This is a genomic window from Clostridium sp. MF28 (assembly GCF_002969175.1).
Taxonomy (GTDB): Bacteria; Bacillota; Clostridia; order Clostridiales; family Clostridiaceae; genus Clostridium; species Clostridium beijerinckii.
In genome coordinates this window covers 60,988-75,895 of sequence record NZ_CP014331.1, presented here as the reverse complement: position 1 = coordinate 75,895, position 14,908 = coordinate 60,988, and the positions used below count along the sequence as shown (strand labels likewise).

The window sequence follows — 14,908 nt, the reverse complement described above, 5'->3', positions numbered from 1 at the left end:
GTAGACCTAGATAAGTTAAACTACGATTTAGCCGGGTATTCCCCACCTGAATCAAGTTTCACTTGATATTATATAGTTTTATAAAAAGTTATTTTACTTAATTCTCTTTCACATTATATATATTAACTAATCATAACTTTTATTACTGTATTGTTACTAAAATATATTAAATTTTTAATCCATTTCAGAAGAAATTTGTATTAAATTTATTAATTATTAACATTTACCAAACCTTTATTACTATAAAGATAATATTAAATTTATTTTCATAAATATCTTCAGAAAATTGCCTACAATTTTACCAAATGGGAATTTATATGAGGATGCAGTTTTTATATAAATGATTTATATTATTAGTATAGAAGTAATAAAAAATTAAATATCATTAAAAAATACAAATTATTTTTTAAACTGGAGGGATTATTATGAACGGTAAAGCTATTAATAAATCTAATTTTAAATTGGTAACCTATACAACTAACAAAAATATTTCCCTTAATAAAGTTTCAAAAGGTATATCTAAAATTCTAAATTATGCATTTAAACTATGTAAGTCTGTTTTAAATTCACTTTTCAGTAATTCAGAATATATTTACAATAAAAATTCAGCACATTCTAAAGGTAGTGAATATAATTATGATATAACAGATGCTACTGAGCTTAGATTAATAGCATCAAGAAGAACATTTTTATAATTAACATTATTGTAGTATGTACACTGCTTTATTATATAAATTTACTTTCACTACTATAACTATTAAAAAGAGCTACTTAATTACTTAAATGAAATTGTTATTTCATTTAAAAACCTAAGTAGCTTTTTTCTTATAAATATAGATATAAAGTAATTACTTATTTAATAAGCTATGTATTATTCTTGTCGCATCCATGTATTTAGCAATTGATCTTCCATAATTTAATCTATTGATAATTCTAGCACAAAGCTCTGACATATCAACGCTCTTAAACCAAGCTGAGTCTTTTAACTCTTCTGGTATATATGTTAAATTAGTAGAATATATTCTTGCTAATAAACCTTCCTCATGAGCCTTATTAAACTTTTCAACGCCTTCTGTAAAGAAAGCAAAAGTTGCTGCAACATATATATTCTTAACATTTCTTTTCTTTAATTCCTTAGCTATATCAAGAACAGACTCTCCTGATGCTATCATATCATCAACTATTAATACATCTTTGTCTTCAACAGCTCTTCCCATATATTCATGTTGAACAATAGGATTTTTTCCATTAACAATTGTAGAATGATCTCTTCTCTTGTAGAATAAGCCAACATCTACTCCTAAAGCACTTGAGTAATATATAGCCCTATCCATCGCTCCGGTATCAGGACTTATTACAAGTAGCTTTTCTTTATCTAATTCTAATGATTTCTCATTTGATAAGATTCCCTTTACAATATCATATGTTGGATATACATTTTCAAAAGATAGTAAAGGAATAGCATTTTGAATATTAGGGTCATGTACATCAAAAGTGATAATTTCATCAACACCTAATCTTTCAAGTTCTTGAAGTGCTAAAGCACAATCCAAAGATTCTCTACCTTTACGTCTATGTTGTCTTGATTCGTATAAAAGAGGCATAATTACAGTTATTCTTGCTGCCTTACCTCTAATTGCTGCAACAGTTCTCTTTATATCTTGAAAATGTTCATCAGGACCCTTGTGATTTTCAATCCCAAACATCTTATATGTACAGCTATAGTTTCCAACATCACATAAAATATAAATATCCTTTCCTCTGATAGATTCAGAAATTTTTACTTTTCCTTCTCCATTAGAAAATCGTATTTCATCAAGTGGCACTAAGAATGACTCAGTACAATTTCTGTTTTTTTGGATATACTTGTCTATAGCATTTCCTAATTCTGAACAACTTTCTAATGCTATAATTCCAAGTTCATGATTTAATTCACTCATTTGCGTTCCCCTTTTTAAATTATTTTGTAAATCGGCTTATTATTATAAAAAAACTCAAACAATTAAAGTATACCTCAAAATTGGATATATATAAATATATTATTACAATTTTCAAGAAAATTTTATGATAATTTTAAAGTTAACCTTTTCAATTCCTTATAAAATTCCATTTTAATATAATCATTGAGATAAATTTTCAAATTCGTATATTACTTTAGCGATGTTATTGGTATTTGTAAACAACATTTCATAAATGTGCTATACTATTACAATAATACGGAATTATTTAATATGGAATATCAATAAATAATTTGAGTTTATATTTTTTAACAAAGATGCTTTTCCCCAATAATTTTTCCATCTTTTATAGTTAATATCCTTTGGGTTTCACTTGCTAAATTATTATCATGCGTAATTAGCACTATAGTCTTTCCTTGCTTTTCATGTATTTTATGAAATAAATTCATGACTATTCTTCCTGTTTCTGAATCAAGCGCTCCTGTTGGTTCATCAGCAAGTATAATATCTGGATCATTTGCTAATGCACGAGCAATAGCAACTCTTTGCTTCTGCCCTCCTGACAGCTCACTAGGCAGGTGAGTTAACCTATCTCCCATTCCAACTAACTCCAATAGTTCTTTTGCTCTATTAATTCTTGTTCTTCTATCCATTCCATAGTATAGCATTGGCAGCTCTACATTTTGGATAGAATTTGTTCTAGCTATTAAATTAGAAGTCTGAAATACAAATCCAATTTTCTTATTCCTGATCTCTGCTAATTTATTATCGCTTACTTTACTAACATCTATTTCATCAAGAACATACTGACCTGATGTTTGTCTATCAAGTACTCCTATAATATTCATTAATGTACTCTTTCCAGATCCAGATGAGCCAACAATGGCTATAAATTCACCTTTTTGTACATTAATATCAATATCCTTAAGTATATCTAATTGATTTTCTTTCCCTATAAAAAAACTTTTAGTAATTTTATTCATTTCGATAATATTATTACTCAATCAGCTACCTCCAATATTTCATGAAAAATTGAAATAGGACAAATTTATCTATTAACATTATTACTCTATGTTTTCAATCTCATATTATTGTCCCTTATCATATTTTGTTACTAATTTTAAATCTTTCTTAGGTTGCTAATTTTATAATGTTTATTTTGAAATGTGTTTTTACGAAATAATAGGTAATAACAAATTTAAGTAAGCTTAATACTCAATTTATTATTACCTATTACATCATTAATTATTGATATTATTAAAGTCTTAATAATATATCATTTATTTCTTCACTTACTTTTAATCTCTCATCATAAACCCATTGAACGTCTAGTTTTAAATTAAATATTTTAGAAAATGAGTAATACATGTTTATCTTCTGATAATAAATCTCTAAATCATCCAAACCACCATTAAAGTTTTGGGGTTTAAATAATTCTTTCTGTTTATTCACAAATAGTTCATCTACATAATTTAAAAATGCATTCATAAGTTCATCTCTAGACACATCAAATGGAACTTTCAGTAAATCCCATTGAATTTCTTCATTAAGCTTGTATTTCCTTAGCCTATCCAAGATCAAAATATATTCACTTACATCCATCTTAGTATAATAATCTAATTTTTCTGTTCTTGTACTCCAAAGGGCTAATTTTTCATTTAAAGGCAGACTTCTAATCTTAAGTATTGCTTCTGATGGCCCTATAACAGCTTGTTTTATAACCTCGTCTTCTGTTTCTAATTTAGATTTAATTATATCTGCATTGCCGCCAACACTGGCAATATACCCAACGTCATAAATACCAATCCTACCAGCACGCCCTCCTACTTGCTTTATTTCCTGCGAAGTTAACTCTCTTACTTCTTCTCCATCAAATTTCCTTATACTCATAAATATAATTCTTCGAATAGGAAGATTGACTCCCATTCCTATTGCGTCAGTAGTCACAAGAATCTTTGTTTCTTTATTAATGAACTGTTCGTATTGCATTTTCCTAACTTCAGGTGGTAAATCACCATAAATTATACTTGCCTTGATGTTTCTACTTGAATATTCCTCTGCTATTTCTAATACTCTTTTTTTAGAAAAGACTACAACAGCATCACCTTCCTGAACATCATTATAACTAAAATTCTTATATTCAACTTCTAATGGTATAGCTCTTATATATTCTCTTATTTCATATTCATCTTTACAATCACTTATAATTGTTTCTAATATATATTTAGCATTAGCAGCTCCACATATATGTATTTCATCACATTGAAGCCCTAGTAGAGCTTTACTCCATGCCATTCCACGAAAAGGATCACTTATCATCTGAATCTCATCAATTACAGCTATATCATAATGTTCTTTTAAATTAACTTTCTCTATTGTACATGATGTGTGAGTAGATCCTACATTTATTATTTCCTCTTCACCAGTTAAAAGATCACAAATTACTCCTTCTCTATTTAACTTTTCAAAATTTTCTAAAGCTAGAATTCTAAGTGGTGATAAATAAACACCTTTTTTTGCACTTTTAAGACGTTCTAAAGAATTATAAGTTTTACCTGTATTTGTATCGCCTAAATGTATGTAGAACTTTCTTTTCATGCTTCTTGCTTGACGATACTCATCTTTAGGATTACTTGGGAAATTTTCTTCAAATTCTTTTGCAACTAATTTGGGAATATGTTGTTTAGTTAATATTGTCATTAGTCCTTGATTTAAAAAACTATTATAATTTCCACGCACTACTTCATAAAAATCAAAACTTGTATTATTATTTTTATTATAGTAATCAAGCATTTTCTTTGAAACAGTTTCTAATAGCTCTTCATATCTCTCATAAACCTCATTAAAATCTCTTAAACTCTGATTTTCTAATTCCTTAAGATGTCTAAGTTTCTTTCTTATTGAACTCTCATGCTCTAATAATGCTCCTGGCTTTGAATGCTCAACTATTTCTTCTATTTGATTTATCTGACCCTTATACTTTTTAAATTCTCTTTGTGCTGCATTATTTTTCATTTATCCCACTCCATATACTAATATAATATTTAACTGCAAAAATATTTCTTATTAATAATATAACTATGATTAAATATATTTATTCCTTTATAAGATTACATGAAAATTATACCATAACTCATATCGGTGATAAAAATCACTTTAATATTATTATGTAATATTTCATAAGCTAGACTCATATACTTAGTTATCAGTAAATTTATTTAATACTTTTATTTTAATTAATAAGTATAAGGCGGTGCGTTCATGGAATTAATGTATGTAAAATATATAAATGGCGAAAGACATTCTATAATAAAAAACGGAGATGATATTATAATGAGCAATTCAAAAATAATAAAATTCGATTCAGCTAAAAAGCAAAAATCTAATGAACATACTCCTTGTTTAAAAAAGAAAAATAATCAAGTCCATAATAATTCTAATGATAAAATTAATGAAGAAATTACCGACTTTTTCTTTAATGCTATTCACAAGAACTACCTATCTAATAGAAATAAATAGAATAGCTCGAACAAGCTATATTAGTAATTTTTATACTATTCTAAGCATAATAACTTAAATCTATTATTTATGGTGATTTCTATATACTCTACAAACCCTTATGTTCCCTATAAATTATTAACTTTCTAAGTTTTTTTATTGTTAAAAATTTAAATTCTTATATTCCTTTATTCTTAAATTCTTAAATTCTCGACTTTTTAAAAAGTTTCATTTAAATACATCTTCCATTAAAAAAGTATTCATTAGTAAGAACTTATATATTTTCTGCATTTTATAAAATAATATAATAATACCTCAGGCTCTTAATGTAATTAAAAACCTGAGGTATAATATTTAATTTAATAATTCATTTTTTATAATCTCATATTTTCACTTGTAATTTAATCCAAAAAATTTATTTCAGATTAAATATTCTCATTTATTGATTTGCATATCTCTTTAGAATTTCTATTATAATTTCAGTGCAAATGTCCATACTCTCAACTGCAATATGTTCAAATTCACCGTGGAAAGCATGGCCTCCTGTTCCAAGGTTAGGACATGGAAGTCCCATATAACTTAAAGTAGCACCATCAGTACCTCCTCTAATAGGTTCTATTATTGGAGCAACACCTAAATCTTTCATAGCATCTGTAGCGTTATCTATTAAATGCATACAAGGTTTTATAAGTTCAACCATATTTTTATATTGATCTTTTAATGTAACCCTAACTGTTCCTTCACCATATTTTTCATTCAATAATTTTTCTATTAATTGCATTGTTGATTTTCTATTTTCAAACTTTTCCTTATTATGATCTCTCAAAATATACTTTAGTGATGCATGTTCAGTATTTCCATTAAAACTATCTAAATAATAAAAACCTTCATATCCTTCTGTATGCTCAGGTCTTTCGCATGATGGCAGCATAGAATTAAATTCAATAGCTACATTTGTTGCATTAATCATTGTATTCTTTGCAGACCCTGGATGAACTGATACCCCATGAATATTCACTTCTGCTGCTGCAGCATTGAAATTCTCATATGAAATTTCACCTTCCTCGCCTCCATCAATTGTGTATGCAAAATCTGCCCCGAAATTTTTTACATCAAATAAATGCGCTCCAAGTCCAACTTCTTCATCTGGAGTAAATCCGACACATATTTTCCCATGAGGAATATTTTCATTTATTATAGTTTCACATGCAGTAAGTATTTCTGCAATACCTGCTTTATCATCAGCTCCAAGCAATGATGTTCCATCTGTAGTAATTATAGTCTTACCTTTTAAGTTTTTTAAATGTGGAAACTTTTTAGGTGACAAAATGCTATTATTTCCTTTTAAAATAATATCGCCGCCATCATAATTTTCTATGATTTGTGGTTTTACATTTTTTCCATTAGCCGCTGGTGCTGTATCCATATGAGCTATAAGCCCTATACTTGCTTTATTTTCATATCCTTTTGTTGCAGGAATAACTCCATATACATAACAATGTTCATCAACTTTACAATCTTGAAGTCCAATTTCCTTCATTTCTTCAACTAATATATTAGCTAAATCAAATTGTCTTTTAGTTGTTGGATGTGTTTCTGAAGATTCATCTGAGGTAGTATATACCTTAACGTATTTTAATAAACGTTCATAAGCTTTCATATCTTTGTCTCCTTTTTATTTTATATAGCTTTCCAATAAAGAATTTCATATATTGGGAATTAATTATATATCTATTTTACTTTTTAGAATGACATAAATCAATAATTGATTTAAGAAAGTACTATACTCCCTTTATCCCGATAAAGTATTTTATTTTATATCTTGTGTATATTAAACACAAAAAAATGAATTCCATTGAAAAAAAGTTATATAAAAAATAATTTTTATATAACTTTTTAATGACTATTAGATAATTTAAATGCTCTGTAAAATATTAAAAGTTGTTCAACTTTGCTTGTATTATGCAAAATTGAACAACTCTAATTTATAAGATCTTTATTAGACACTCTTTAAAATGCTATAGATAAACAATTTAAAAATTCGACTTATTGATTAACATATTTACAAAATTGCTAAAACTTTAAGTTTATATCTTCACTAGAAATTATAAATATATTTGCGGAGAAAACATTTGAAAATGAGCTGTTAAAGGTTCTTAGCTGTAGGTTGTTCCATTTTAGCTTGTCAAACTGAAAGTTGGAGCATGCTAAAGTGGATACACCTGCTGCTTAGAATCTTCAGCGATATTTTCATAGCTTTTCGGAATCAAAATATTTATGATTTCGGTAAGTTATCACATAAATCTAGTTTTAAAGTTGGGTATCTATAATAAATATAATTTAATTTTTACTTTGTAATAAAAATACTTTATTTAGCAAATTCTATTATACCTTTTGATAGTTTCGCTATTCTTGCCAAAGAGTATACATCATATCCTTTGTCCTTAAGCATTTGAGCTCCTTTTTGGAATGACTTTTCTATTACTATTCCTATTCCTGCAACTTTTGCTCCAGCTTCTTCTATCAAACGTGCAGCCCCAAGTGCCGCTTCGCCATTTGCTAAAAAATCATCTATAACTAATATATTATCTTCATCATTTATATATTTTTTAGATAATGTCAACTCATAATCTAAACTTTTAGTAAATGAATGTACAGTTGTTTGATAAACATCACCATTCAGTATTTTTGAGTTTTGCTTTTTTAGAGTAACCATAGGCAAATTCATTTGCATTGCAGTCATCACAGCAGGTGCTATACCAGAACTTTCAATTGTAAACACCTTTGTTATTTTATGATTCTCAAAGTAATTTTTAAAGTATGTACCCATTTCGTACATTAATTCCGGATCCACTTGATGATTTAAAAATGAATCAACTTTCAGTACATTTTCTGACAATGCTTGTCCTTCTTCTAAAATTCTTTTATGTAAGCTTTCCATTCTATTCTACTCCACTCTTTTCTTGTTTTAATAATAAATTTAATATTAGCGCTGCAATAGTTCCAGTCGAAATACCTGATGAGAAAATCATTTTAAGACCTTCTGGTAATTGACTTATAAAATCAGGACGGAATGTAATTCCAACACCAAGTCCAATTGCTGTTGCTATTATTAATAAATTACGGTTATTTAATTCTACTCTGCTTAAAGTCTTAATACCCGATGCCGCAACTGTACCAAACATTACAATACCTACTCCACCCAAAACTGGTTGAGGCATTATATTTATTAGTGCTGCAAATTTTGGTAAAAACCCTAGTATTACGAGTATTATCCCAGCCATCATAGCCACATATTTACTTGCTACTTTTGTTAACGGAATTAAACCTACATTTTGACTGAAACATGTATTAGGGAAAGTTCCAAGAATACCTGCAAGCATGCTTCCAAGTCCATCAGATAATACTCCTGCTCCAATTCTCTTATCGTCCATTTCAACCTTTGAAACTTCTCCGATAGCTTTTAAACATCCTACTGTTCCAATTGTTGTAACAAAATAAGCAGGAATAAATGGAAGTACTAATTTAGGATCAAAGTTAACTCCATGCTCAAATATCTTTGGAAATGATATAAAACTTGCTGAACTTACTGATGAAAAATCAACCATTCCAAGAGGAATACAAACAATGTATCCAATTGCCATTCCAATTAATATTGAGGCACTGCTTACTAATCCCTTTCCATATCTGTTTAACAATAAAGTTATAATCATTACAATCATAGCAATTGAAATATTAGTTAAGTTTCCATAATTAGGCGAACCACTACCACCAGCAGCCCAATCCATCGATACAGGTAATAGAGTTAGTCCTATCAATGTTATCACTGTTCCTGTAACAAGTGGTGGAAATAATTTCATCATAGGTCGTATTACAAAGCTTAAACCTATTCCGACTAATGACCCAAGTATTGTCCCACCTAATATTCCTGGAAGTCCGTAAATACTCCCAATTGCAATTGATGGTGCTACAAATGTAAAATCTGTTCCCATTATACATGCAACTCTTGCACCAACAGGACCAATACCTTTCGATTGAATAAAAGTTGCTATCCCAGCTGACAATATAGTTGCACTCATAAGTGCTGTTGATGTAACTATATCAAAACCTAATGCACTAGAAATAACTAATGGAACTACTATAATTCCTCCAAACGCAGCAAATATGTGCTGAAATCCTAGCAAAATTTGTGTAGATAAATTAGGCTTGTCTTCAACTCCATAAAGAAGCTCGCTAATTTCTTCATTTTTACAGTCCAAATCTTCGATTAAAATCTCTTTGTTACTTAATTCCATTTTCTTTCAATCTCCCTATGTAAAATTTAATCATACATAGACACGCAAATTCTTTATACATATATTCAGAAAAGTTTTCAAAAAAATACAACACCCCATCTTAAAGCTGAGGTGTTGTATTTATATGCGAATATAATAATACTTAGCACTAAAACACTACCTCGTAGTCTGCTAATTTACGGATAGCAGGTAGAGACTTTCCAACCATAATATCGGAAATATACGAGTCTTTTGTATGAACTGTTGACTTATTATATCACATATATATTTTTTAGACAAATACTTACTTATTATTTTTATAATTCTTTAATTTTCTCCAAAAATTCTTTTAAAACAAACATATTCTTTCGAACCATCATACCCTATATTTTTTATATTTTTAGAGTAGGTAGTTTTACAGTGCCGTTTTACCAAATTCAATTGCCCTTTTCTCACTATTAAAATATACATTAATATTTTTCAGATCTTCATCCAATGTAACCTTTGTCCTACCAAAGCAAAATACTGTGTTTGTATATGCTTTAGCAGCAGTTATTCTCCCATACTGTGGTACCATTAACGTTGTAGGTATATATGCTCTGCTCCCTACTACTCCTAAACTTATATTTTGACCGGCAGATAAGACTCCCCTCTGGCCACCGAATCAGATCTTGTAAAAATTATATCCTTCATTGCAGTTAACTTTGAAGTATATTCACCTTTACCACCTATGATAATATTTCCTGTAGATTTTATCTCGCATTCTTGACAATAACCAATCCGAATATCTAGGGGGACTATTATATTCTTATCATAATAATCTATTTCATTATCCAATATGTTAAGTAAAGTTTTTAGATCATAAATTGACTTTATTTCCAAGATATTAAGTCCTAATATCTTTCCTTTTATAAAATCTACAAGTTTGCTGCGTTTTGTTTTATTTTTTATATTTAAAGAAATTATATTTAATGCTACTTTTTGAAAATTCCCAAAATTCTTCTCAGTCAGTGTCTTTACAAAATCTTTTCTTTCAAAATTTTGTAGATTCAATCCGTTAATATACTCTATCATACTAACTAAAATATTTTTAAATTCAGTAAGTACATCTGAATATTCTTTTTTTCTTATATCTACTTGTCCTGATAATATCTTTGAATTAATTGTGTTTCCTAAGATTGTTATTTCTCCACCTGTAACAACATTAGCCATATTAACATTTTGACTTACATCTAATGAACCTCCAGCGCTAACAAACATATTATCCTGTACGCTATCATAAACTTCTACATCTCCATAAAATTTAATGTTGCAAGTTTTCATATTTACTGATTCTACGGTGTAAATAGGATTTACGCTTACACTTCTATTAGCAATATGTGCTTTTCCATCAATAAGAGATATAATATGATTATTTTCAATCTTACATCCTTTTGATGCATCAATTGGTAAGCTTCGAATATATTCACGCTCTATAACTTTACCCAAAATATTCATTCCATTCTTTCCCGGAATCTCAGGGATTATTTCTGCGATTTTATCTCCAGCATTAACATTGGAAATTCTAAATAAATTTTTAAAGTCTACTTTCTCATTAGAATCTGGTTCTGGAAAAACCATTTGAGTTGGTGTAAAAAACAACTTTACCTCACTCGGTGTATCCTTAACTGGCTCCAATCCTTCTGCGACCAAAACTTCACTCGAGCACCCTTTTAAGATCAATTCTAAAGATTCTTCCTTTATTCCAAAAACTATTCCTTTTTCTTTTAGTTTTTTATATAACTCTTGAACAGTAAAGTATTCAGGTTCTTCTTTCAACAGAACTTCAGTAGATACAGCTAAATTTATGTAAAATTCCCTGTCCTTTATTTTATATTCAGTCTTAGGTGTATACTCCACTGTCATATAAGCTTTCATTTTATCTTCAGATATAGTTATATTTACTTCTCTCTTTGCAGGAGTTGTCTCACAATTATAAGTAATCTTATCTTTTGAACTTACTTCATATGGTTTAAACTTTTCACATTCTACATCATTAATAAATAGATTTACATTTTCTTTAGCTTTTATAGTTATAATTTCCCCATTTATCCCATCAGCTATTATTATTTTCCCATTAACAACTTTAGCGCCTACTTCTTTTTCCATTCGTATCTATCCCCCAAAATATGACTTGGTTTTATTTTGTGTTAAATTCTTTATTGATTTCCAGAATATCCATAACTGAGTCTTTACTTATCTCAGGTGGAGTAAATTCTGGTTTGCTAAAATAATATCCTTGGAGATAGTCAACTCCAAATTCTATAAGTTTCGTTAATTCTTCTCTTGTTTCAACCCCTTCAGCTACAACTTTAATTTTTCTTTGTTTAGCATAAGATATGAGGTTTTTTGAAATCTGCTGCCTATTTAAATCTTTATCAATTCCTCTTACAATTTCCATATCTATTTTAACATAATCTGGTGTAATTGCTAACAATACTGCTTCATTATTATATCCTGAGCCAAAATCATCAATAGCAAGTTTGGCATTCCACTTTTCAATTACTTTTCTTTTTATAGAAATGTTATCTCCATTAGAGCGTTCATTTTCAAGTAGTTCTATTACTAATCTATCAAGATGTTCTCCATACAATTCTTCAAACCTCTTCCTATCCTCATATGATAAGACATAGTTTGGCAAAGAATTTATAAAAAGTTTAGCATCCTTGAATTCCTCTTTATTCCTTACAAAGCTCTCAAGAGCTTTAAAAAATGTAATTTTCTCTATTTCATATAATCGTGAATCAGCAGTTGCAAGCTTTATTATATGAAGCGGATTTTTAAGGGACTCTAACTGTGAACGCATAAGAGCTTCATACGCAAATATTTTTCCTGTTCTTGCATCTATTATTGGCTGAAATGCATACTTAATAAGTTTTTCATCAAGTAATTTATTTAAATCTTCTTGACTGCTGAACAAGAAAGAATCCTCAGTATATTCTTCTTTGTTAAACTCACTTATATTTCCTTTTACTGTTTTCTTAATTTTATACATTGCGAAATCTGAATATTTAGCTAAATCCTTAAAAGTTATAGCATCATGTGGATACCATGCTATCCCTGTTGATATTCTAACTTTCAATTCTCTATTATTAGGTAACTTAAGTACTGAATTCTCGATACCAGAATGAATACTTTTTACAATTTTTCTAATTTCGTACTTATCTTCATATCCGTATAAAAATGTATAGAACTCATCCCCTGATCTTCTTCCAACAACTCCTCCATATTTCTCAAATTCCTTTAATATTTCGGATGCTTTTCTTATGTATTCATCGCCATAATCATGTCCATAAGTATCATTTACATATTTCAAGTTATCTAAATCCCACATTATAAATGCTCCTACTTTAAGATCCTCGCTTTCTAATATTTCTTTTACTGTATTATGAAATGCTCTTCTATTTAACATATTAGTAAGTATATCATAATCTCTTTCATACTCTATTTTTTGCTTTTCTAAAATTTCTTGTGTAATATCACTTACTACTCCTAGAGTTCTAGACTCTTCCTCTAAAATTTTTAACTTAATCCACTTAGTTTCTTTATTCGCTCCTTTAATCCTATAAGTTTCTTCTTGAAAACTTTCTTTCTCCTCTGTTATCTTCTTTATAATTTTACTAAAATATCTTTTATCTACGTATGAATCAAATCGCTTTGATTTTTCAATTCCTATTACATCAAAAAATGTGTCTGTACATAGCACTACTTCATGTCCTATTTTATATTCAAAAGCGCCTATGGGCATATTGAATAATTTTATAATTTGAGACATTTTCGAAGCAGAGTCTGCCACGTTAGAACTTAACGTCATTATTGCTGATGACAACTCATCGATTTCTGAGATACTTATTTTCCCAAGTTCTATTGGTTTACTAGGATTACTTTCTCTAACATCCTGAGCTAAATTTCTTATTGGCTTCGTAACCCTTTCACCTACAATAACAATTACTATTATTCCCCCCAGAGTCGAAATAATTAATGATACCGATAGAAGCCTTTCAAATCTCTCTGAATAATATAGAAGATTATCCTTTTCTATTATTCCAATAATTGCCCAAGTATCTTTTTCAAATGGTGTATTTGTATTATATAAATTAATATATTTTGTTGATGCATAAGCTATATTTTTTGAATCTGGTTCTTTTATCTCATATATTGAATCATATATTTCTTTTTTATTAAACTGAATATTTTTTTCTTCTCCAAGTATTTTTCCTGCTAATGGTCCTGTTGTTGTAATCTTTTCAAAGTTCATATTCTTGTTATCGTCAACGCCTACTAGATAAACACCTCTCCCATTAGAGTCTATTTCATCATATGAAAGTAATGAATTTAAATAATTTAATGAAATAGCAATTCCAAGAACTCCGTATGGTTTGCCATTTTCATCTAACAACGGAACTGAATAAGTAACAATTTGTATATCTTTATCACTTAATGAAAATGGTTTACTCCAATATCCTAAATCCTTATAAGATAATCCTTTATTATCTACAGCTGCGTTGATAGGCTTTGAAAAAAATTCTTCTGGAGATGAATTCTTATTCTGATTAAATATAAACCTGTTATTCCACCATGTATCTAAAGGAATCCCCAAATTTTGTGCAATGGAAGCAGGACCTCTTTCCATCAATAAATCTGATTTATCACTTGGATTTGAATTAGGATCTAAATCTCTAAAATATAATCCTACTTTTTCTTCAGAATTATTATCAAGTATTAAAAATGCTCCAGTTACATAATTCTTTCTGAGCATAAATATCAAATCACTCGAAACATCTTCCAATAACTCTTTAGTGAATTGTGTGTTGCTGTCCAAATCCTTTACCGTAATCCCATTACTATGAAGCTTGTGCAAAATATTAGCATTAATCAAGCTTTCAGATTCACTAACATTACTCCAATGTTGAATCATCTCATTTTGAATGTAACTACCTCTTGATTGAATTTTCTGGTTTAACAAATTAAATGAATTATTTTTAAGAATCCCAACAATTCCACTCAATAGAACCACACTTACAAAAAGCACTACTTGTGCTAATACAACAATTACCATTGGAATAAGTAACTTTCTAATTATAGAGTTCTTATTTTTTATTAAGAACATTATTTCACCCCGCTCGCAGTGACTTTGAA

The 14,908-nt window shown here is 28.7% G+C and carries 9 protein-coding genes, 1 pseudogene and 1 riboswitch; of the genes and pseudogenes, 2 read left to right on the top strand and 8 right to left on the bottom strand.

Annotation, left to right across the window (positions count from 1 at the left end):
• Positions 1-425: 425 nt before the first annotated feature.
• A complete protein-coding gene (locus tag AXY43_RS00285) occupies positions 426-695 on the top strand; it encodes a hypothetical protein (RefSeq protein ID WP_012058647.1) in 270 nt (89 codons plus the stop codon).
• Between the two features lie 153 nt (positions 696-848).
• Here the strand turns inward: AXY43_RS00285 and AXY43_RS00280 are convergent, their stop codons facing one another.
• From AXY43_RS00280 to AXY43_RS00270, 3 genes are all read right to left on the bottom strand, one after another.
• The gene (locus tag AXY43_RS00280) at positions 849-1,940 is read right to left on the bottom strand and encodes a ribose-phosphate pyrophosphokinase (protein ID WP_012058646.1); all 1,092 of its coding nucleotides are present in this window, start codon (positions 1,938-1,940) and stop codon (positions 849-851) included.
• A 326-nt stretch (positions 1,941-2,266) separates the two neighbouring features.
• Positions 2,267-2,962, bottom strand: coding sequence for an ABC transporter ATP-binding protein (locus tag AXY43_RS00275; protein ID WP_023974604.1), 696 nt, complete (start codon positions 2,960-2,962; stop codon positions 2,267-2,269).
• A gap of 253 nt (positions 2,963-3,215) precedes the next feature.
• A complete protein-coding gene (locus AXY43_RS00270) occupies positions 3,216-4,973 on the bottom strand; it encodes a helicase-related protein (RefSeq protein WP_039769745.1) in 1,758 nt (585 codons plus the stop codon).
• 246 nt (positions 4,974-5,219) lie between these two features.
• Between AXY43_RS00270 and AXY43_RS00265 the strand changes: the two genes are divergently transcribed.
• Complete coding sequence (locus AXY43_RS00265; protein WP_012058643.1) at positions 5,220-5,477, top strand: hypothetical protein; 258 nt, start codon at positions 5,220-5,222, stop codon at positions 5,475-5,477.
• Between the two features lie 418 nt (positions 5,478-5,895).
• Here the strand turns inward: AXY43_RS00265 and pepT are convergent, their stop codons facing one another.
• The 5 genes and pseudogenes from pepT to AXY43_RS00240 all read right to left on the bottom strand — a co-directional run bounded on the left by pepT (position 5,896) and on the right by AXY43_RS00240 (position 14,879).
• Positions 5,896-7,116, bottom strand: coding sequence for a peptidase T (gene pepT, locus AXY43_RS00260; RefSeq protein WP_012058642.1), 1,221 nt, complete (start codon positions 7,114-7,116; stop codon positions 5,896-5,898).
• A 708-nt stretch (positions 7,117-7,824) separates the two neighbouring features.
• Entirely contained in the window at positions 7,825-8,397 is a 573-nt protein-coding gene (locus AXY43_RS00255) for a xanthine phosphoribosyltransferase (protein ID WP_023976518.1), read from the bottom strand.
• A 1-nt stretch (position 8,398) separates the two neighbouring features.
• Entirely contained in the window at positions 8,399-9,751 is a 1,353-nt protein-coding gene (locus tag AXY43_RS00250) for a nucleobase:cation symporter-2 family protein (RefSeq protein WP_023976519.1), read from the bottom strand.
• A 144-nt stretch (positions 9,752-9,895) separates the two neighbouring features.
• Positions 9,896-9,997, bottom strand: a riboswitch (purine riboswitch).
• Between the two features lie 148 nt (positions 9,998-10,145).
• Positions 10,146-11,878: pseudogene (locus tag AXY43_RS00245) on the bottom strand (flagellar assembly protein A).
• Positions 11,879-11,909: 31 nt separating this feature from the next.
• Positions 11,910-14,879, bottom strand: a complete 2,970-nt coding sequence (locus tag AXY43_RS00240; protein ID WP_023976521.1) for a bifunctional diguanylate cyclase/phosphodiesterase — start codon at positions 14,877-14,879, stop codon at positions 11,910-11,912.
• Between the last annotated feature and the right edge of the window lie 29 nt (positions 14,880-14,908).

What these genes read in the sequence shown, in the direction of transcription:
- AXY43_RS00285 (WP_012058647.1), top strand. Translation starts at nt 426, where the DNA reads ATGAACGGTAAAGCTATTAATAAATCTAATTTTAAATTGGTAACCTAT.
- AXY43_RS00255 (WP_023976518.1), bottom strand. Translation starts at nt 8,397, where the DNA reads ATGGAAAGCTTACATAAAAGAATTTTAGAAGAAGGACAAGCATTGTCA.
- AXY43_RS00280 (WP_012058646.1), bottom strand. Translation starts at nt 1,940, where the DNA reads ATGAGTGAATTAAATCATGAACTTGGAATTATAGCATTAGAAAGTTGT.
- AXY43_RS00240 (WP_023976521.1), bottom strand. Translation starts at nt 14,879, where the DNA reads ATGTTCTTAATAAAAAATAAGAACTCTATAATTAGAAAGTTACTTATT.
- pepT (WP_012058642.1), bottom strand. Translation starts at nt 7,116, where the DNA reads ATGAAAGCTTATGAACGTTTATTAAAATACGTTAAGGTATATACTACC.
- AXY43_RS00270 (WP_039769745.1), bottom strand. Translation starts at nt 4,973, where the DNA reads ATGAAAAATAATGCAGCACAAAGAGAATTTAAAAAGTATAAGGGTCAG.
- AXY43_RS00265 (WP_012058643.1), top strand. Translation starts at nt 5,220, where the DNA reads ATGGAATTAATGTATGTAAAATATATAAATGGCGAAAGACATTCTATA.
- AXY43_RS00250 (WP_023976519.1), bottom strand. Translation starts at nt 9,751, where the DNA reads ATGGAATTAAGTAACAAAGAGATTTTAATCGAAGATTTGGACTGTAAA.